The 19,990-nt window shown below is 36.2% G+C and carries 10 protein-coding genes; 3 read left to right on the forward strand and 7 right to left on the reverse strand.

All coding sequences use genetic code 11. The features are described 5' to 3' along the window. The first annotated feature begins 394 nt into the window (after positions 1-394). Positions 395-4,663 (forward strand): hybrid sensor histidine kinase/response regulator, encoded by a 4,269-nt coding sequence (locus ACY0M5_RS17195; protein ID WP_461630010.1) that lies wholly within the window; start codon positions 395-397, stop codon positions 4,661-4,663. 187 nt (positions 4,664-4,850) lie between these two features. Here the strand turns inward: ACY0M5_RS17195 and ACY0M5_RS17200 are convergent, their stop codons facing one another. After that, positions 4,851-6,011 carry an IS4 family transposase gene (locus tag ACY0M5_RS17200; RefSeq protein ID WP_461629731.1) on the reverse strand — a complete coding sequence of 387 codons (1,161 nt, stop codon included), beginning with the start codon at positions 6,009-6,011 and terminating at the stop codon, positions 4,851-4,853. A gap of 303 nt (positions 6,012-6,314) precedes the next feature. Here ACY0M5_RS17200 and ACY0M5_RS17205 point away from each other — a divergent pair, with 303 nt between their 5' ends. Further along, positions 6,315-7,184: a DUF4861 family protein gene (locus ACY0M5_RS17205; RefSeq protein WP_461630011.1), complete on the forward strand. Its 870-nt coding sequence runs from the start codon at positions 6,315-6,317 to the stop codon at positions 7,182-7,184. Positions 7,185-7,241: 57 nt separating this feature from the next. Here ACY0M5_RS17205 and ACY0M5_RS17210 read toward each other — a convergent pair whose 3' ends face one another. The 6 genes from ACY0M5_RS17210 to ACY0M5_RS17235 form a co-directional block, all read right to left on the reverse strand. Then, a complete protein-coding gene (locus ACY0M5_RS17210) occupies positions 7,242-9,485 on the reverse strand; it encodes a GDSL-type esterase/lipase family protein (RefSeq protein ID WP_461630012.1) in 2,244 nt (747 codons plus the stop codon). A 188-nt stretch (positions 9,486-9,673) separates the two neighbouring features. After that, positions 9,674-11,938 (reverse strand): rhamnogalacturonan lyase, encoded by a 2,265-nt coding sequence (locus tag ACY0M5_RS17215; RefSeq protein WP_461630013.1) that lies wholly within the window; start codon positions 11,936-11,938, stop codon positions 9,674-9,676. Positions 11,939-12,010: 72 nt separating this feature from the next. Beyond that, the gene (locus ACY0M5_RS17220) at positions 12,011-13,444 is read right to left on the reverse strand and encodes a rhamnogalacturonidase (RefSeq protein ID WP_461630014.1); all 1,434 of its coding nucleotides are present in this window, start codon (positions 13,442-13,444) and stop codon (positions 12,011-12,013) included. A gap of 13 nt (positions 13,445-13,457) precedes the next feature. Beyond that, on the reverse strand, positions 13,458-14,198 hold the full coding sequence (locus tag ACY0M5_RS17225; protein WP_461630015.1) for a DUF4450 domain-containing protein: 741 nt from the start codon (positions 14,196-14,198) through the stop codon (positions 13,458-13,460). 10 nt (positions 14,199-14,208) lie between these two features. Further along, a complete protein-coding gene (locus tag ACY0M5_RS17230) occupies positions 14,209-15,420 on the reverse strand; it encodes a rhamnogalacturonan acetylesterase (protein WP_461630016.1) in 1,212 nt (403 codons plus the stop codon). A gap of 12 nt (positions 15,421-15,432) precedes the next feature. Next, positions 15,433-16,587 carry a glycoside hydrolase family 88/105 protein gene (locus tag ACY0M5_RS17235; RefSeq protein WP_461630017.1) on the reverse strand — a complete coding sequence of 385 codons (1,155 nt, stop codon included), beginning with the start codon at positions 16,585-16,587 and terminating at the stop codon, positions 15,433-15,435. Positions 16,588-16,923: 336 nt separating this feature from the next. On the opposite strand from ACY0M5_RS17235, the gene ACY0M5_RS17240 reads away from it, so the two are divergent. Further along, positions 16,924-19,989, forward strand: a complete 3,066-nt coding sequence (locus ACY0M5_RS17240) for a SusC/RagA family TonB-linked outer membrane protein (protein WP_461630018.1) — start codon at positions 16,924-16,926, stop codon at positions 19,987-19,989. Position 19,990: the final 1 nt, after the last annotated feature.

Here is a 19,990-nt window from a genome sequence, read left to right on the forward strand (position 1 = left end):
ATAACACATTCACTATTGTACATGAATGCTTAAGAACAAAAAAAGCATAAAAAGCAAGGTGGATAGGATGAATCTACGGAAGTGTCTCCATCAAAATAATGATAAGTAGGTGTATTTTTATCATCAACAGATTAGCTTAAACCCAAAACATGACTATTTTTACAAGCCTATATAAATATCAATCAGCGAATACTCATTCAATCCAATTATTTTTTCTATAATCGTTTTATAGAACCTATTTGTAAAAGCAATATTTACATTCCGTTTGTTACGATACAAACCTTTCGCTTGAACTTTATAAACTGGAATCCAACTCGTATCAATAAAAACGAATAGGAGATCATACATTTACCGGAAGCGTATAAATTGAAGATTTAGCCAAAAATGAAAACAAATGAACATTAAGTATTTTTTTCTTAGTTGCTTTTTATTTATCTATCTAAATGTAAATGCTGAAAAATCTTTCAGAATACAAAATTTAACCACTAAAGATGGTTTATCACAAAACACCATTAGTTGCATTCTGCAGGATAAACAAGGATTTTTATGGTTTGGATCATTAAATGGTTTAAATAAGTACGATGGAAATGAGTTTACTGCTCTTCAACCGAGCTATGGACAAACCACCACATTATCCGACAGCAGAATAAAAAACATCCGCGAAGACAAATTTGGGTATTTATGGGTACAAACCAATATAGATCATATAAATTGCTATAACCCTCAATCAGAAAGCTTTATTAGCCTTAATTCTGCAAATAATCAATATGCAAATATTTACTTTGCTCAATCAGGAGATGTTTGGCTTTGGGGAAATAAAAACGATTGTCTCAAGCTTACTCACACCCCAAAAGGACTAGAATCCAAGTCTTTTGGAAATAATTCACTAGGCTCTGGTACGGTTAATTTTATTTCAGAAGTGAAATCCGGAGAAATATGGATTGGGACACATAACAAACTATTCTGCTTTAAAGACAAGCAATTGAAGCTACTCATTAAAAATTCCAATTTTCATTCCATCGTTGAAAATGGTGCTTTTGTTTATGTTTTTACCGATAACAACAAAATGTACAAAATAGATAAAGAATCGCATAAAATTACCAATGAGGTTAAGCTTCACTTTCCTATTCACAGTTCGCTGCACAACACAGCACTTCTTTCCTTAAACAACATACTTATCACCACTCATGAAGAAAGCTATGTTTTGAACACGCAAACGTTACAAATCCACCTGGCAAATTCACTTTTTAAAGGTCAATCACTTAAAAATGCCTTTACTCAAATGGATAACAAAAATCATATCTGGGTTTATAACAAAAGCGGTGTTATTTGGCAATACAATTCTGAGCAGCATAGCTTTAAGCCTTTTGAATTAATACCGCCATCAATTATTTCCAATATTGACATGGAGCGTTATTCAATTTATCACGATTCAAAAGATATGATTTGGATATCAACCTATGGAAACGGTTTGTTTGTTATTCAACAAAAAAACAATGAAATATTTCATTTAAAACATCATAAAAATGAGTTTGATGGACTTCGGACAAATTTTTTACTATCCATTACTGAAGACCGCAGTGGAAATATCTGGTTAGGAACAGAATATGCCGGGATATCAAAAATAAATTTAATTGAAAACAAGTACCAATCATTTTATCCCGGGCACAGATCATCAAGTGATGAGGATAATATAGTGAGGCTGATTTATGAAGATAAAAACGAGAATGTTTGGCTGGGCACCAAAAGCGGACAATTATATATTTACGACAAATTTTTTTCGTTGATAGCCAAACATCAGATTAAAGGCGGAATGCCATATATCCTTGCCGTAGATACTAAAGGAAATAAATGGATCGGAACAAAAGGAAATGGATTATTAATATTTGATAATAACTGCTTTACAAGCTATAAGACTTACAAGAAAGAGCTTATTAATTTAGATCTGCAAGCAGATAAAATATATGCTGTCTGCAAAGACTCTAAAGGAAGAATGTGGCTGGGAACATTTGGATTTGGCCTTCTTTTAGCCAAAGAGCACGATGGCACATTGGAACTAATCAATTTTCCGGAGTTAAGAAAGAAACAAACCAGAATCCGAACCATTATTCAGGATAAAAACGGTCAAATGTGGTTGGGTGGAAATAACGGCTTACTTACCTTTGATCCTGATTCCATACTACAAGATAAATCAAAATTTAGTCATTATCAGTTTAACAACAGAGATGATGCTTCACTGAGTAATAATGAAGTAAAAACAATATTTGAAGACAGCAAAGGCACCTTATGGATCGGTACCTCAGGAGGTGGCTTAAATAAAATAATCAAAAGAGAAAATAAGCATTTGAATTTTGAGCATTTTACAACAAAGCAAGGACTCGTAAATGATATTATACAAGGGATTCAGGAAGATGAAAACCAAAACCTGTGGATTAGTACCGAAAGTGGTATTTCATTATTCTTTCCTCAAGAAAATCATTTCGAAAATTATTCCTTGTCATCCAAATGGGAAGGAGATCTATTTTGTGAATCGGCCATTTGTAAAAGCAAAAACGGAGCAATCTATTTAGGTAGTTATGATGGTTTTTATACCATTCAGCCCGACAGTATTAAAAATCATTCGAACTCAGAACCAATTATTCTAACTGAACTTTTTATTAACGGAGCTAAAATCTTGCCTGAAGGTAAAACATCTCCCTTATCCCAATCCATATCTTCAACTAAAGAAATCAATCTTAAGCACAATCAACATTCCTTCACCATTCAATTTGCGATATTAAATTATCAGAATACGAACAGATACACCTATATATTAGATGGTTTTGAAACGCAATGGAATCCATCAACACAACACAACCAGGCGACCTACCGAAACATACCACCTGGTACATATACATTTAGGGTAAAAGGAAGTAACCACATGGGGACATGGGGTGAAAATGAAACAAAACTTTTGATTACCATAGAACAACCCATCTGGCGTTCAACTAAAGCCATCATACTCTATTTTATTTTGGTGATTGTTATTGGCGCAATTGCTCTTAAAATAAACAGAAAAATATATCATTTAAATGCCGCCATTCAATTCGAACATCAATTAAGCGAATACAAAATTCGGTTTATTACAAATATTTCGCACGAATTTCGTACGCCTTTAACCATTATTCGAAGCACAATAGAAAATTTAATGGCACAAAAGGATATGACAGAAAGTATCAAAAAACACTTGCAATACCTCGATAAAAGCTCAAGAAGATTATTACGACTGACCAACCAATTTCTTGAATATAGAAAGATCCAGAATGAGCAGGCTAAAGTTGAATGCGAACCAACCGAAGTTGTCGGCTTTTTTGAAGATCTTTTTTCCACCTTCGAAGAATTAGCAGAAAGAAAAATGTTGTCTTTTGATTTTGTATCCAATCTCTCTTCATTTGTTATGCAATTGGATAAAGAGAAAATGGAAAAAGTAGCCTACAACTTATTATCCAATGCTTTTAAATTTGTTAACAGAAAAGGAAAAATAAGCTTCATTCTCAATATTAATCAAGAATTAAAAACTCTTAGCATTAGTGTTTCGGATAACGGCAAAGGAGTGCCAAAAAAAGAACAAGGATTATTGTTTACACGATTTAAACAGATTTCACCATCCAAACCCGGCATTGGTATCGGTTTAAATTTATCCTACGAAATAATAAAACTACATGATGGCAACATCCAATACACCGAAACTCCTGGTGGAGGAGCAACTTTTATTGCCTCTATACCTATTCTTACTAATACCGAAACAAAAGTAATCCGTCATCAGCAACAGGTTTTGCAGCCAACCAATCCTGAAATAATAGGATTGGAAAGCAATCCCTTAACTACTTTGTCAGAAAAAGAATTAGAGCAGTATAAGAATTTTAAAGTATTAGTGATTGAAGATGATCCTGATGTTTCCGATTATTTAAATGACTTTTTGCAACAATATTTTAAAGTGATTGTTGCTGTAAACGGTCTTGATGGAATAAACAAATGTAGTCTGGTGAATCCTCAATTAATTATTTGTGATGCGATGATGCCTAAAATGAATGGTTTTCAGGTTATTAAACGAATAAAATCCGATTTTCAAACCTGTCATATTCCCATTGTAATGTTAACAGCTTATGTTAGTTCTCCTTACCAACTTAAGGGAATTACGGCTGGAGCTGATGCCTATATCACGAAACCTTTTAGTTCTCAGTATCTGATCATACGTATGGTGAAATTATTAGAGCAAAGACACACCTTGCAACAAAAATACGCCATGGAACCTGGCGTAAGCTCCTTACCCAATTTTGCTGTTAATAAGGACAATGAATTTATAAAAGAACTGAATTTAATCATAAAACAAAACATTTCTAATACTGATTTTTCTATTAATGAATTTCACGAGAAAATGTCAATGGGGAGAACCATATTTTACAAAAAGGTAAAAGGTCTAACCGGTTTTACACCCAATGATTACATCAGAGTTATTCGAATGAAAGAAGCTGCAAAATTATTAATTACCACTAAGCTTAATGTGTCGGAAGTAGCGTATAAAGTCGGAAGTAGTAATCCTTTTTATTTTAGTAAATGTTTTAAACAACAATTTGGGGTATCTCCTTCTGTTTATATTAAAAATGGAAGTGCTAAAAGTTAGTTTTAGAATAATAACAGAGCATAAACACAGTTAGTATTGAGCCAGCAAAATATGCTTGACAATGTTATTTTGATGCTCTGTTTATATTAGACGTTCCAAGGCAGTACCGAAAAAAAATAGTAATTTTAGCAACTCATAATTTAAGATCTTTTATCACTAGTGTCCCATTAAAATCGGGACGTTATTATTAATTAAACAAATTTGGCTCATTAAACCTAAAACGTTCTTTGTCATTTTGAAATTTAGTTCTCTCAAATAAGTCACGAAGGTGAGTTTTATCTGTTAAAGAAATACTCAGAATCTGCAAAACCTCATATGTACTTCTGTCAAGTTGCATGTCTTTTTGGACGATCGCCACCAAACAGTAAGTGCACATGGCAACGTAGATCTGAATCCGAACAGCATTTTCAGTAGTTCCCCAGAATTTCTTGATTTTCAGATGTTGCTTTAGCCATTTGAAGAAAAGCTCGACTTGCCAGCGGTTCTTGTAAAGTTCAGCAACTTGAAGTGCAGAAATGTGCATTGTATTGGTTAAGAATACAAGCTCACGCTTTTGTTCTTCATCCCAATATCTGACCAATCTAAGATGTTCTGGATAGTATTGCTTGGGATAAAATCCAGTCAATTCAATCGTTACATCTGAAAGCACATTCTTTGGCAATCTTCGTTTCCATTTGATTATCTTATATTGAAGGTTCTTCTTTGCTCTGACAACGAAGAAAGCTCCTATCTGATGAATCTTATACAACATTTTGAAGTGATTATATGCACGGTCAAATATGTAATATGAGCCTGATTCATAAGGAATTTTTTTCATTGCAGTAGAATCGTGCACAGAAGCTTCTGTAATGTGAAAGAAAGCGGGAATCTGTGTCTCTACATCATATAATGTATGCACTTTGATTCCACCTTTTTTCTTGCGAAACTTCGCCCACCAGAATACGGAAAGGCACAAGTCAATTGTCGTTGAATCAAATGCGTAGATATTGCCTTCAAGTTTGAAGATGTCAGAAACTCGTTTTAGTCTGGCTTCATTTACCAGATTGTAAGCATACTCTTCAAAAATGTGATAATCTCTGTCTTGATTGGCTCTGGCCAGAGATGATTTTGAGATATTCTTGCCCATACCCAAATGATAAGATTTGGAATGGTGAGCATCAAGAGCGACAATCAAATCTCTCAGACTTTCACGATTTGATAATTGCCCGAACATCAGAGCAAGCAATTGGTTCCAACAAGTGAAATGTTTCACGTATTTGTCACCTTCATACTTGCGAACGATGTAGTTGAACTTATTCCTATCAAGGAATGATGCTAACTGAGCGAAAACGTATTTATCCTTATGCATTTGCTAATCTCTTTAAGAATAGCAAAAGTGTAAATTGAAATCCGTTTAATCGAAAAAAGCCTGTAACAAACTAAATTTCAAATATTTCAAAGAACATTGTAAGACTTTAATGGGACAGTATTGATCTTTTATAGTAAAAAAATACGATCCAATTTAATTAAATCGTAATTTTAATCACAGCATAATTTCAGATAAAACATCCATACCGAAGCGATTTTGACACACCGGGAGATGATTATCTCAGCATGGTAATCCCGAAAGCTTTCAGAGCCATATGGCAAATCAAAAACAAATTATAAACATATGAAATCAACAATCTTATCCATTGTATTATTTACAATGATCAGCTGTTCTGCAATAGGACAAAACCTTACCAATGCCAGCTTATTTCTTAGGAGCGACTCTGTTTACACCAATATGATTCAGGAAGAATCCGGTGACTTATACAAAACAATAGGACATCACGGACCTGCTGTTGAAAATGAATGGTTGGCACTTCGCTTGTATTTTAATAATAAAGCTACTTCGATTGATGTTTACAACAAACAAAAAAAAGGTCTCGAATTAAAAAATGCCAAATGGTATCCTTCCGAAAAAGAACAGAAAAAAGGCCTGGGTGCTGATTATTATAAAGTAGGATCGACAGTAGGCCTTGGAGGTGTTCGCCTTTGGGATGGAGAAAATGTAGTGCTTTTAGCTCCAGTTTCGAATCGTATTGCCACGGTTAAAAAGGAAGCTACTTATTCTCAAATGGAAATGTTATCAAAAGATGTTCCATATAAAGGAAAAAAGATAGATGTATTGGTTCGTGTAACCGCTTACACTGGAATTCGGGAAATGAGAGTGGAAGCTTTTGCTTTAACAGATGTGGATGTTCAGTTTGTTACCGGAATTAACTACCACAAAGGGCAAAAAGTTGAAAAAGCCGATAATTATATGATTGCATGGGGTTATCATCCTGAAGATGTGGCCGCAGAAAAGATTCAAGTTGGAGCTGCAATAATGATTAATCCAGATGATTATCAGGACAGAAAAGATGATGGCAAACAACAACTTTACATTTCAAAACCAACAAAATATTTAAGCACTTGGGTAACCTCCACGATTGAAAAGGATAAAAAAATGGGAACCTTTGAAAAATTTAAAGCATACGTTGTTAAAACTGCAAAATAAATTCTGTAAGTAAGGGGCCATAAAGCCCCTTCTTTTTTTCCTTTTACAAAAAGATTGTTATTCCTTTTCAAGTATCGATTTTATCATATCTGCCCAAATTTGATATCCTTTCTCTGTCGGATGACAATAATCTCCAGCTATTTCTTTTGTCAGAATTCCCTCCTGCGTTACTAATCTCGGACCAATATCCACTAGTTTAATATTGTTTTTCTGCGCAAACTGCTCCAATTTGATATTGATTTTATTAATTAACTGTCGTCTCGGATGATCAGGTTTTTCTTCCCTTGGAAAAACAGACATTAAGATGATTTTAGCTCCGGGAACTTTGGATCGAACACGTGAGTATACGGCCACAATCCCCTCCACAATTTCGTCAGCAGTATTTACCCGCGCATTAGATGTCTGACTGGTATTATTCGTACCTATATGAATGATTACAGTCCTGGGATGCAGACCATCCAATTCTCCATGATCCAAACGCCACAAAACATTCTGTGTGCGATCCCAGCCAAATCCCAAATTTAAAACCCGGTATTTTCTAAACAGATTGTTCCATGAAATAGGACCATTGGATTTTCGGGCTCTGCCATCAGCGTATTTTAAATCAGGTTTGCCTCCCCAAAAATGAGTGATCGAATTACCGATTAAAACAATTTCGGGATTGATTGAGTCTTTAATTGCCAGCACATCATTGTGTCTGTCCCACCAATTGTAACTGTCTTGTTCCAATTTTGAAACCGGTACGATAGCCGTATTGCTGTTAATTTCAGTATCCAATACCTTGTCGTTCATCAATTGCGACAATAATGGCTCCATTGATTGAGCCCACAATTTTGCTCCCAGAGGCGTAGGATGCAACCAGTCAGACATCAACTCTTGCTTGATTGAACCATCCAAATTGAGAAACAGATGGTTTACATCACAATAGAATACATGCTTCCGGTCACTTAACTTAGAAATTAGATCAGCCGATCTGTCAAGAATGGCACGATGAGAAGTTGGATTGGGACCATCGTAACTACCTGGAAATGGTCTCAAAAGCACAATCTTAGTTTCGGGCAAACGAGATCTAATCTCTTTTACAATTGCTTCAATACCTCCTGCCACTTGCGATGCGGTATGCCGGGTAGGATAATGCTTTTCATCCACGTTGTTTGTACCTACTTCGAGTATAATCGCCTTGGGAGATTGTCCGTTAAGTATTCCTTTTTGAATATTCCATAAAATATTTTCGGTTCGGTACCCGCTAAAACCCAGATTTATGGCATTTCTTGGAGCAAAAAACTGATTCCACACTTCTTGGTATTGTGTCTTTTCAAAATTGTTAATGATCGAATTGCCCATCAATATCAAATCATATTTATTGTGTGCTATCAATTTCAGCTTTTCAGCCAAACGCCCCTTATTATAGCCCTCGGTTGGTATTGTTGCCGGATTAACATCAGTTTTCAATATTTTACCGGTTTCAAGAGAGTTTAGAATAAAATGCTTCAATTGAAATTCTTCGGCTGTTGGATTGATGTTTTTTCCCTCTAGGTAAATACTGTCTTTTACGACTTTCAACACGGCATGCCCGTCATAACCAATCCATGTTTTGTAATAATCGATACACCTTGTCTTATTTTCAACTTGATCGTTTTCATTTACCAGCAAAAACAATTCAGATTCTGGATTTGTGGGAGGCATAATTGTTGGATACACAGTACCAGTCATGCATTCATCCATATTTATAGGAGAAATGAGAATTATCTTTTCCGGTTGTTCACCCTTATTCAATCTCCCGACTGCCTTTGCCGCAAGATTAGCTCCGGCAGAAAAACCAATAAGAACATTAGGAGAGTTGCTAAAACCATGCTTCTTAAAATTGTTTTTTAAATAGTGATACGCATTTAACACATCATTCTCAGCAAGGTTTTGAATGTTGGATTCTGTCCCGATGTAATAATCAAGTACTACAACATCATACGCCTTTTTAGTAAGGAAACGAGCCACTTCGATACCTTCTTGTTTGGTATGTATGGAACTAAAATCGCCTCCAGGTACGACTAAAACTGTTCCGTTAGATATTTTTGAACGTGTCCGAAAAAGTCGGAGCATCGGCTTGTTTAAATGATGAATAATTCCATCCTTCTCAATTTTATTTACTTGTAAAACTTTCTTGCCTGATATCAATAGAAATTTAGAATTCCCTGTATTCTGCCCTACTTCCTGAGCCATAATCCTCTCTCCTAAAAACAGAAGAACAGTCATTAAAACAAGAATACAAAAGTTTGGAAAAGAGCTATTTATATATTTTTTCATCAGTCAATTATTTAATTGTATTTGAAAGTTTTACTAAAAGTACTCTGATTGCAGCTCATGCAATAGAAATGGATACATGCCTGTTTATTCTATTTAAAACGAACAAACCACCTCTTCAAGCATTCTTTGTTAAAGTATATTTGTCGAAATTCATTGGGTCTTTTGTAGTAGGCATCCTACAGGAATTATTAAAGCGTATTATTTTCTCCAGTGAATCTCACATGAATACTATCCGCAAATACACATCCTTTATAAAGAACCTGCAGCTTAACTTTAATCGCTTGATCTGCTGAATAATCTTTCGCCTTTAGACTAAGCGACCTGTCTGAATTTATTTCATCCCCATTAACTATCCACGTGTACTGATCGTAATCGAAACCAGCATCCAATGTGTAAGTTTCCTGAGAACAAGTAATTGTGTCAAGAATAATTCGTTGCGCTCCATGATAACGCGTATTCATACCATTGGCTTTTCCATTTTTGGCTTTACCTGATTTAGAATGTGCTCCTCTTTGAAGCTGGTATTCATTGTTCCAAAATTTTCCTAAATCAGATCCCAAATAAAAACCTGGTTGTGTAGGTTGGTTGTAGCTTATGTTTTGATCAGCCACACTAAGCCGGTAGATATGATCACTCAGCAAAGTATGAAAACGATAAGGAGTGCTGTAATTGGTCATGTACAAGCGAAGTTCTTTGTTATCTTTTGTTCGAACCAAAATTTCTTCACGCCAATCTCCCACCAAGTCAGCTTGCAGGCAAGGGTTCCCTTTTGTCCAGTTATTGGCGGTTAAATCTTCACTAAACGGGATTGGTAAATTCATTACACCATCACCAGTCCATTTTGTGATACCAACAAATTCACGGCCAGTAACACTCGATCCATCCAACAATTCGCGGTTTAAATCACCATCCCACCAAATGCCCATATTTATTGACGGAGTGTTTGCGGTAATAAATTTTCCATTGGCTGTATAAACACCTCCTGTATGAGTTGTCCATAATTCACAGCCTTTAAATCGTGGATCGATATCAGCCGCCATAGCTCTTCCAACATCTTCGAAAGAAGGGATCCCCCAAATATACTCTCCCGTACAGGCATCACGTAATTCCGATCCGGCCTTAGTCGGAACATGTTCATGACAATCCCAAATTTCAAGTCCTGGTCGTTCAATATCAATATCCGTTAAATGCAAGGCGTCGCCATGCCCCAGCTGTGTATTGTAACCACCTGTTCCATCTGCATTAATCAAACAAGCACCATAGGTAATCTCATCTTTACCGTCTCCATTTACATCGCCAATACTTAATTGATGATTTCCTTGTCCTTCGAAACTTTTGTATTCGCCCTGATTATCGGTTGTGCTAAAATGCCAGCGTTGCGTTAATTTCCCATCTCTGTAATCCCAGGCTTCCAATACTGTTTTTTCGTAATAGCCTCTGCATATTAGAATACTCGGACGCATTCCGTCAAAATACCCCACTCCTCCTAAAAAACGATCTACCCGATTACCCGTAATATCACCAAACTCATCAGGAGCTCCTCTCGAAATGTAATTTGCTCTTGCCAATTCTTTGCCAGTTGCCCCTTCTATTACAGAAAAAAATTCGGGTCCGGTAATTATTTTACCATAAGTTCGAGACGAAGGATCTCTATCTACATAATCACTTACTCCATCATTATTTACGTCACCAATTACCTGACCATCTCCAAATTGAGTTCCTTCAGCTGTTTTAACGGCAATCTCAGCTTTTCCATCCCCATCAAAATCGTATGCCATCATTTGAGTATAATGAGCACCTTGCCGGATATTAATTCCCAAATTAACGCGCCACAAAAATGTTCCGTCAAGTTTGTAAACTTCGAGCAACGGACCACCGTTACACACACCGTTGTGTGAATTATCATGACCGCTATCTTCACGTTTTAGTACAATGTCCAATTCTCCGTCTCCATCCAAATCGGCCACAGTTGCATCATTGGGACTGTATTGCCATAAACTGTCGCCGGGAAATGCTTGTATTGGAATTGATAAGTATGGATGATCGGCCATTTGCGGCGTGAGTACATAAGAAGCCAGCACATGATGTGTTTTAGCATCTTTTAAAACATAGGTTGTTGATGCTTTTGTATTTGCTAAGCTATCTTTAATAAAGGTACTTGCAGCTATTGGAGTTTTATTAAGCTTACGCTCTTTTTGATTCTTATTGATGCGATAAAGGTCAAACTGTGTTTTGGCTTTATCTTTTGGAAGAAATCTCCAGCTTACCGCTACAACTCCATTTCCCTGATGAATGGCAACTAACCCTCTCCCCAAATTTTCCTTTTGAATAGATGAAGCATAATTTGGTCCTTTTACTATTTGGGAAGGTGTTTTTGTGCAACAGGATTGCAGCACACCACAAAGAATTAGAATAAGAATTTTATCTGCAAACGAACCTAATGAATTAAACATGTTGTATAAAATTATATTGCAACTGCTTACTATAGGGCTGCAATGGTGTTTACGATTGTTGAAATATCCTTTTTAGTGCGTTTCGAATGGTTTTTCTACCAATTTTCCATCTACTCTTACTCGATTAGCATCGCAATTTTCTACGTCATCCAACACAAATAAGGGACGTGCATCCTTTTGCTCAAAATAAAATCTGATATTCTCGAAAAATATATTTTCAGCATGCCTCACATAAAAACCTGAGGCTGGAATTGTTCCAAACATCCAAGGTTCAGGATATGTTTTCTCACTTTCGGGAGGTACAATTTTCCCATCTTCTGCAGTATATCCTCCTTTAAAATGAATGTTGATATTTGAAAAAGAAACCTCCTCAACCTTGTGACCAGGCACACCACTTATGATATTTGAAAATTGCGAATCGGCATTGTAAACATTCACATTACTGATTTGAACTCTTCGCAGCTTTCCAACGGGAGTGCCTTTCGGACTGCGCTGACGTGCTCCCAAGCGAATGAAAAATGGAGAATTGCCCACATTTCTCATCGTAATATTCGAAACCACTACATCTTCGAGCCAACCTCCGTCAACAGCTTCAATGGCCAAACCTCTGCTTCGTTCGAAAATACAATTGGTAATAGCAATATTTTTAAAGCCTCCACTTGACTCAGTTCCTAATTTAATACGTCCGGTATTTGAACCGTGATCAGGAGCTACAGCCTCGTCGGTTTCCCACTTCGCCGTCAATACAGATCCTTTATCGTAACCAGAAACAAAACAACCATTGACAGTAACGTTCTCGGTATCTTTAAAATATCCCAAAGCATAACTCGATTTTAGAACAATGGCATCGTCCCATGGGCAATTTACACTGCAATCGGAAATACGTACGTTTTTACAGCAATCAATATCAAACCCATCGCGGTTCGTATCTACTTTAAGATTGAGTACGTGCAAATTATCTACTCCTGTTGCTAAAATGGCAAAATGACCGCAGTTTAGCATCGCTACATCCTTAACGGTAATGTTATGACACTCCTTAAACGACAATGCTTTATTTCCAACTCCGTGGAGCCGGCTTTCTTCTCTGGTTAATCCCTCACCATATATTAATCCATTACCACAAATGGTTATGTCGTGCTCATTAACAGCCCAAAATAAGGAATTTTTCCAGTGGCTATGTCCAAAGTCCTGATATGGATTATCAGGATTAGGCTCAGCAATATCATAACCTTCCTTTTCGGAAGGGAAAGCCGCTAAAACAGTAGCACCGGATTCAATTTGAATAGTAATATTACTTTTTAAACGAATGGAATAACAAGCATATGTTCCGGCAGGAATATAAATTGTTCCTCCTCCATTTTGAGTCGCCTCTTCAATAGCACTGTTAATCGCAGGAGAATCAACGGTTACACCATCTCCCTTAGCTCCAAAATCTTTAATATTATAAGTTTCGGCCTTTAAAGAGATACCGTATAGTAATGCTATAAGCAGGAATAATTGTCGCATATATTTTTTGTTTTTAATCTGGTGTCGATTTCATCCATTCTGTTTCTTTATTTACCCTGTAACTTCCTTCTTCAAAAAGCTTTGGAAGCATAAAATAATTGTAGTCGGCCGTAGGATTCAGAAAATAGAAACAAAAATAGTAATTCTGTTTATCCACCATTTTAAGATCAGAAGTCAACACTTGCGCAACAGTTTTCTTTCCGGATTTAAGCAATTGAATTGGATTTGTTTGTTGATTCGCATCTGCCAATCTCAATTTCCCTCCAGCAGGAGTTAATCCTTCCAGAATTTTAAGCTTACGACTGTTTCCATAATAAAGAGTAAATGAATTTCCTTCAATGCTAAAAACATTCTGATAACAATCCTTTGGTAAAATCACAGGCTTCCACATTTCAATATCCACCTTATTGTTTGAAGCTCCTCCATATGTCCATATCAGCTGCAAATCTTTAGGAAGATTTTCACCTGTTAACTTCATTACAGCACCTTTGCTATCCTCCAAAGTCCGAATCAAAAATTCAATAGCACCCTTCGCTAATATCTCGTCCTTCAAAATGTATTTTTTTTCCTTTTCGGATGATTTCAGCTTTATGCTTTTAAACTCCGAAAACCACTTGCTTGTACCTTGAGTGGCAACTCCAATTCGTAACGTTCCTGCTAATTCTGGTGTAATTAGAGACCAATCCGGATTTTGAGCTTTAACAAAACCCAAATATAAAAAAGCCAGTAAAAAGGCGAATGTTTTTTTCGACATCATAAATTGTTTAGTTTCCGTCTGGTTTTTGAATTTCAGCAAAAGGTGTTGGATACCATTTAAAATTCTTGAAATCGTCAGGCACCGCGGGATTAAAATCCTTTACATCATCTCTTAAATACTGTACCAAAGGCAAATGAATTTGTTTCATACCATAAACAACACATTTTGCAATTTGATTGGCACCAAAAGGATTAAAGTGAGTATTGTCTTTTAAAGGCGTCTCCTGATTTGGAAACGTATTGGCCGGATAATGAACAAATGCATTCACTGAATTTTCTACACCCATGGCTTCATAAAGAGTACGAGTATAAGAGTGCAAATCAATCAAAGAAATATTTTCTTCGGTGGCCAGTTTTCTCATCGCATCCGGATAATCCCCATGAGTGTCAACAATTTTCCCTTCCCCGTTAAAACTTCTGCGTTGAGTTGGGGTAACAAAAACAGGATTTGCTCCTTTTTCCCGAGCTGCAACAATAAAATCTTTTAATCGATCCGTAAAATTCAAATATGCTCCTTTCCCCTCTCCTCTTTCCTTCTGATCATTATGTCCAAACTCTGCAAATATGTAATCACCCGGTTTAATCAGTGTTAACAATTTCTCTAACCTTCGTCTGCCAATAAAACCGCTTGCAGTTTCTCCGGATTCGGCATAGTTAGCAAAACAAACATCATCACTAAAAAAAGAAGGGATGATCTGCCCCCAGGAACACCACGGCTCGTTTTCCTGATCAACAACAGTTGAATCTCCACATAAAAAAACAGAAATAGCAGAATCTGAAGGTGTTATTTCGATAGAAACCACCTGTGGAGACTCGCCGTTAAATTCAAAAGTCAGATTGCTATCCCAATTTAATTTGGTCTTTTCTCTTTTTTTGATTTTAACATTTCTTCCCGCTGTTATAATCGTATCTCTTTTATTGATATAGAAATAAACATCTTTGATTTCTCCTTTTTCTGTGGATATTCCGTCAAAAAACAGTCTTCTGGATTCACCTCTGATCACGGTATGTCCTGCACTATTGTCAGATCCGACTCTCACATGTACTTTGTAATTTCCATCCGGCACATCTTTGAAAGTAACAAAACCGTTATCAGCTTTACTTAAAGGATCCATAATCTTAAACTGGGTGTCTTTTTCAGTGCACGAAAAAAATACAATGATTAAAGCAACAGCAATCAAGCAAGCAGAAATCTTTCTGTTTATATTTCTTAAACTCATCTTAAAAAAGTATTATTTTGATTCTTGTAATTTATATACTTCTACCCCAGCTAACAGCAAACAACCAATACCATAATCCTCAAAATCAGGCATGCTATCATATTTTACCGGCTGTCCGTCTTTAGGTTCTTTTCCAGTGCCCTGTACATAGCCTAAAAATCCATTTTCGTGAATGGCATCCTTCACAATCGCATTCCAGGCTTTTGCAACAACAGGCATGTATTTTTCCTTTGATAAGAATCCGTTATTGATTCCCCATGCCATACCATATATAAATAAAGAAGTACCTGTCACCTCTTTTCCGCCATAATTTTCAGCATCATGTAAACTCGCATTCCAAAATCCATCTTTTCTCTGACATTTTACCAATGCCTTTGTCATGGACATAAAATCATTCACATAATCCTTATAATGCTTTTCGTCTTCCGGTATTTCGCTTAATACTCTTACCAAAGCAGCATAGACCCATCCGTTGCCTCTTGACCAATAACAATCTTCACCGTTTGGTTCTTTATAAGGAGGAACAAAATCGGCATCGCGCCACCATAAACCATCTTCTTTGTTATAAAGACCTCCTCCAATATCATTTCTGCTGCAGGCATACATATCCCACATTTTATCAAAATACTTTGCATCATTCATTGTCGCACCATATTTCGCAAAAACCGGCATCCCCATTTGAATGGCATCTATCCATGTCCAATCATCCTTTTGCGGCGTATTCACCAACATATCTAAATTGGCTTTTACCTTTCTTATGTATTTTGGATCTTTAGATAGTCTATATAAATCAATATAGGTTTGACCAGCACAATAATTATCCGCATTTCTGGTAGTTGTACCACTTCTAAACCCCCATTTATGAAAATCAGACCATTGATAAGCATAATCGTATAACTTTTCTTCGGGTAATATTGAATACAAGGCCATTAATCCTTCATAATACACACCTCTTGTCCAAATATTGCTTGGCCTTTCACGCCCCACATTTGATGGTGCTTTATAATCACTGTATTTTTCCATGAAATAATTATTCACTTTAATTATTTCTTTCAAAGTTTGTTCATGATCAATCAATTCTTGTCCCCAAGCCGGAGAAAAATTCATCGATGACGTAACAATTAGTAGTATAAACTGCAATAAATACATTCTGCTCAATAATCCCATTTCATATAGTGTTTTAGAAATTTTTACCACCAAATGTATCACATACCACATCCGTAAAAAAGGAAAATTATACACAAACCTAGAATATCATCCACAACAACAAAGCATCAAAATAAATACATGTTTTAGTACTATTTTCCATTTTCTATCGTGTGCGCACACCTTATTTTTACAACCATTGAAAAAGCTGGTTGGTAACTCTAGTTTCAATCTATGTTTAATCTATTAAAAAGTTTTTATGAACCTAATTAAATCTAGTGTAGTATGAATTTATTTAAATCAAAAAGAAAACAATTTAAAGTGTTTTTCATAACACTGCTTACAAGTTGTTTTTTTATGGCTGGAAACGTCAACGTTTGCGCACAAGGACAAACGATTTCCGTTACAGGTAGTGTTAAAGATCAAACAGGTCTTTCCATAATCGGAGCCACTATCGTAGAAAAGGGATCTGTTACAAATGGTACTATAACCGATATTGATGGAAATTACCATATTAAAGTACCTGAAAATGCAACAATAACCGTAAGTTTTATTGGTTTTTCAACTCAGGAAGTACCCGTTACCGGAAAATCAGTAATTAATTTCACCTTAGCTGAAGAAACTACAAATCTTGATGAATTAATTGTAGTTGGTTATGGCGTTCAAAAGAAGAGCGATGTGACTGGTGCTGTAACGAGGGTTAGCGCTGAAGACATTGTAGCAATGCCTGTTAAAGATGCTGTGCAAGCCATGCAGGGAAAAACTGCCGGGGTTGACATTACCTCAAATCAAAGACCAGGAGAGACTGGAAGTATTACAATTAGAGGTATCCGTTCTTTAAATGCCAGCCAGAGTCCATTATATGTAGTAGATGGAATGGTTGTTCAAAGTGGAGGAATAGACAATATTAATCCTAACGACATTGAAAGTATTGACATTCTAAAGGATGCTTCTGCTACAGCGGTTTATGGATCAAGAGGTGCAAACGGTGTAGTATTGGTAACTACTAAAAAAGGAAAAACAGGTGAAGTAAGTTTTAATTACTCCGGTTCAGTTACCATCGAAAAAATGTACGACGTAACTGAGATGATGGATGCTGCTGAATGGTTGGATTACGCCAGACTGGCAAAATACAATATGGGTAGTTATGCATCTGCTACACCTTCTTATACTGCTGATTTAGCTACCTGGGGGTCTGTTGGAGCTTCATTCGCAAATATTGAAAAAGGATGGGTAAATGGAGCTTGGGATGCCAGTAAAGTAGGTAATTACAATTGGGGTGATCATGGTAAACGAACTGCTGTTTCAACGGAACACACCATTAGTGCATCAGGTGGCACAGAGAAGTTCAAGGGATATGGCTCATTCGGATATTTACGTCAGGAAGGAACGCAACCCGATCAACTGTATCAACGATATACTGCTAAAACAAATTTTGAAGTATCGCCTACAAACTGGTTCAAGTTCGGAACAACTATGAACCTTAGCTATGGAGAACAGGACTATGGTTACAGCTTTACAAAATCAAGTACCGGTCCCGGGGATTACTATTCTGCCCTAAAATCCATGTTGCCATGGACGGTTCCTTATGATGAAAATGGAGACTATATCAGAAACCCTGCAGCAGGAGATGTTAATATTATTAATCCGATTAAAGAGTTGGATTATAACACAAATAATCGTCAATCATTGCGTGCAACCGGAAGTTTTTATTCTCAATTGGATTTTGGGAATATGTGGAAACCTTTAGATGGTTTAAGTTACCGCATTCAATTTGGCCCGGAATTTAAGTACTATCGTTTGGGTGTATTTAATGCCGCTGAAGGTATTAATGGAGATGGTAACAATGCGGCCAAATACAATACCAATAATACACGTGCCTATACATTAGACAATTTATTGTATTACAATAAAACATTTTCAAACCTTCATAAAGTTGGTTTAACCGCAATGCAGTCTTTCTCAAAGTATCATTATGAAAATGGAGATATGAAAGCAACAGATGTTGCTTCAACTTCCGAATTATGGTACAACCTTGCATCTGGCGGTGATGCATATAGTCTTGGCACCGGTTTATCAGAGAAACAAATGGAGTCATATATGCTTAGGGGAAATTACACTTACAACGATAAATACATGTTGACTGCATCTATGCGTTGGGATGGTGCTTCTCAATTAGCTGCTGGAAACAAATGGGCAAGTTTCCCTTCTTTGGCGTTAGGTTGGCGTATTGATCAGGAAGATTTCATGAACAATGCTTCATGGATTGATGGATTGAAAGCCCGTTTCGGTTATGGTATAACAGGTAACGCTGCAATTAAGGCATATGATACAAAAGGTGGAGTAGCTTCTTTATACTATAATTGGGGTACTACATCATCTGAGTTAGGATATGTAGCATCTGATCCTTCAGTTAAATACCCACCTAAAATGGCAAACACCGATCTTAGTTGGGAAAAAACAGGCCAATATAATGTTGGTATAGACTATGTGCTTTTTAACGGACGCTTAAGTGGTAGTGTTGATACATATAAAACAAAAACCACCGACTTATTAATGATTATGTCGATTCCAAGTTTAACAGGTTATACTTCAACCTGGGCAAACATCGGTGAAACAAAAGGTTCGGGTATTGATTTGCAAATCAATACAGTTAATATAAAATTAAATGATTTTAGCTGGGAAACCAATATCTCTTGGTCAAAAGATCAAAGCGAAATTTCAAAATTGAATAATGGAAAGACTGAAGATCTTAATAATGCTTGGTTTATAGGTGAAGACATCGGTGTTTATTACGACTATGTATATGATGGCATCTGGAAAACTTCCGAAGCTGCTGAAGCTGCAGTATATGGACGTAAACCAGGTCAGATAAAAGTTAAAGACCTTAACAATGACGGTGCTATTGATGCTAATGAGGATAGACAAATTGTTGGAAATAAACGTCCGGACTGGTCTGGAGGTATGACAAATACATTTAGATACAAGAATTTTGATTTATCATTCTTCATATACTCTCGTTGGGGGAATACTTTCAGAAGCGGAAAAGAAACACTGGATGGTCGCTTTACGATGCGTAAAATTGATTATTGGGTTGCTGGAGTTAATGAAGATGCAGAATACTATTCTCCTGGTTCAAATGGAGAAGCTGCTGATACTTATGCCAGTTCTATGAATTATCAAGACGGATCTTTTGTAAAAATGCGTAACATCAGTTTAGGTTATAACTTTACTCCTAAACAGTTAAAAAAACTTGGAATCAGCAAACTTAAAGTGTATGCTCAATGTATGAATCCATTTACAATCTATTCTAAATGTGATTATTTAGATACTGACCTTTCGGGTTATAATAACAACACAACATCTACTGGTTCATCAACCACTCTTAAAAGTTTCGTATTTGGTTTGAATCTTGGATTCTAAT

It is taken from the genome of Labilibaculum euxinicum, assembly GCF_963678175.1.
GTDB lineage: Bacteria > Bacteroidota > Bacteroidia > Bacteroidales > Marinifilaceae > Labilibaculum > Labilibaculum euxinus.

What these genes read in the sequence shown, in the direction of transcription:
- ACY0M5_RS17225 (WP_461630015.1), bottom strand. Translation starts at nt 14,198, where the DNA reads ATGTCGAAAAAAACATTCGCCTTTTTACTGGCTTTTTTATATTTGGGT.
- ACY0M5_RS17220 (WP_461630014.1), bottom strand. Translation starts at nt 13,444, where the DNA reads ATGCGACAATTATTCCTGCTTATAGCATTACTATACGGTATCTCTTTA.
- ACY0M5_RS17240 (WP_461630018.1), top strand. Translation starts at nt 16,924, where the DNA reads ATGGCTGGAAACGTCAACGTTTGCGCACAAGGACAAACGATTTCCGTT.
- ACY0M5_RS17200 (WP_461629731.1), bottom strand. Translation starts at nt 6,011, where the DNA reads ATGCATAAGGATAAATACGTTTTCGCTCAGTTAGCATCATTCCTTGAT.
- ACY0M5_RS17195 (WP_461630010.1), top strand. Translation starts at nt 395, where the DNA reads ATGAACATTAAGTATTTTTTTCTTAGTTGCTTTTTATTTATCTATCTA.
- ACY0M5_RS17230 (WP_461630016.1), bottom strand. Translation starts at nt 15,420, where the DNA reads ATGAGTTTAAGAAATATAAACAGAAAGATTTCTGCTTGCTTGATTGCT.
- ACY0M5_RS17205 (WP_461630011.1), top strand. Translation starts at nt 6,315, where the DNA reads ATGAAATCAACAATCTTATCCATTGTATTATTTACAATGATCAGCTGT.
- ACY0M5_RS17210 (WP_461630012.1), bottom strand. Translation starts at nt 9,485, where the DNA reads ATGAAAAAATATATAAATAGCTCTTTTCCAAACTTTTGTATTCTTGTT.
- ACY0M5_RS17235 (WP_461630017.1), bottom strand. Translation starts at nt 16,587, where the DNA reads ATGGGATTATTGAGCAGAATGTATTTATTGCAGTTTATACTACTAATT.
- ACY0M5_RS17215 (WP_461630013.1), bottom strand. Translation starts at nt 11,938, where the DNA reads ATGTTTAATTCATTAGGTTCGTTTGCAGATAAAATTCTTATTCTAATT.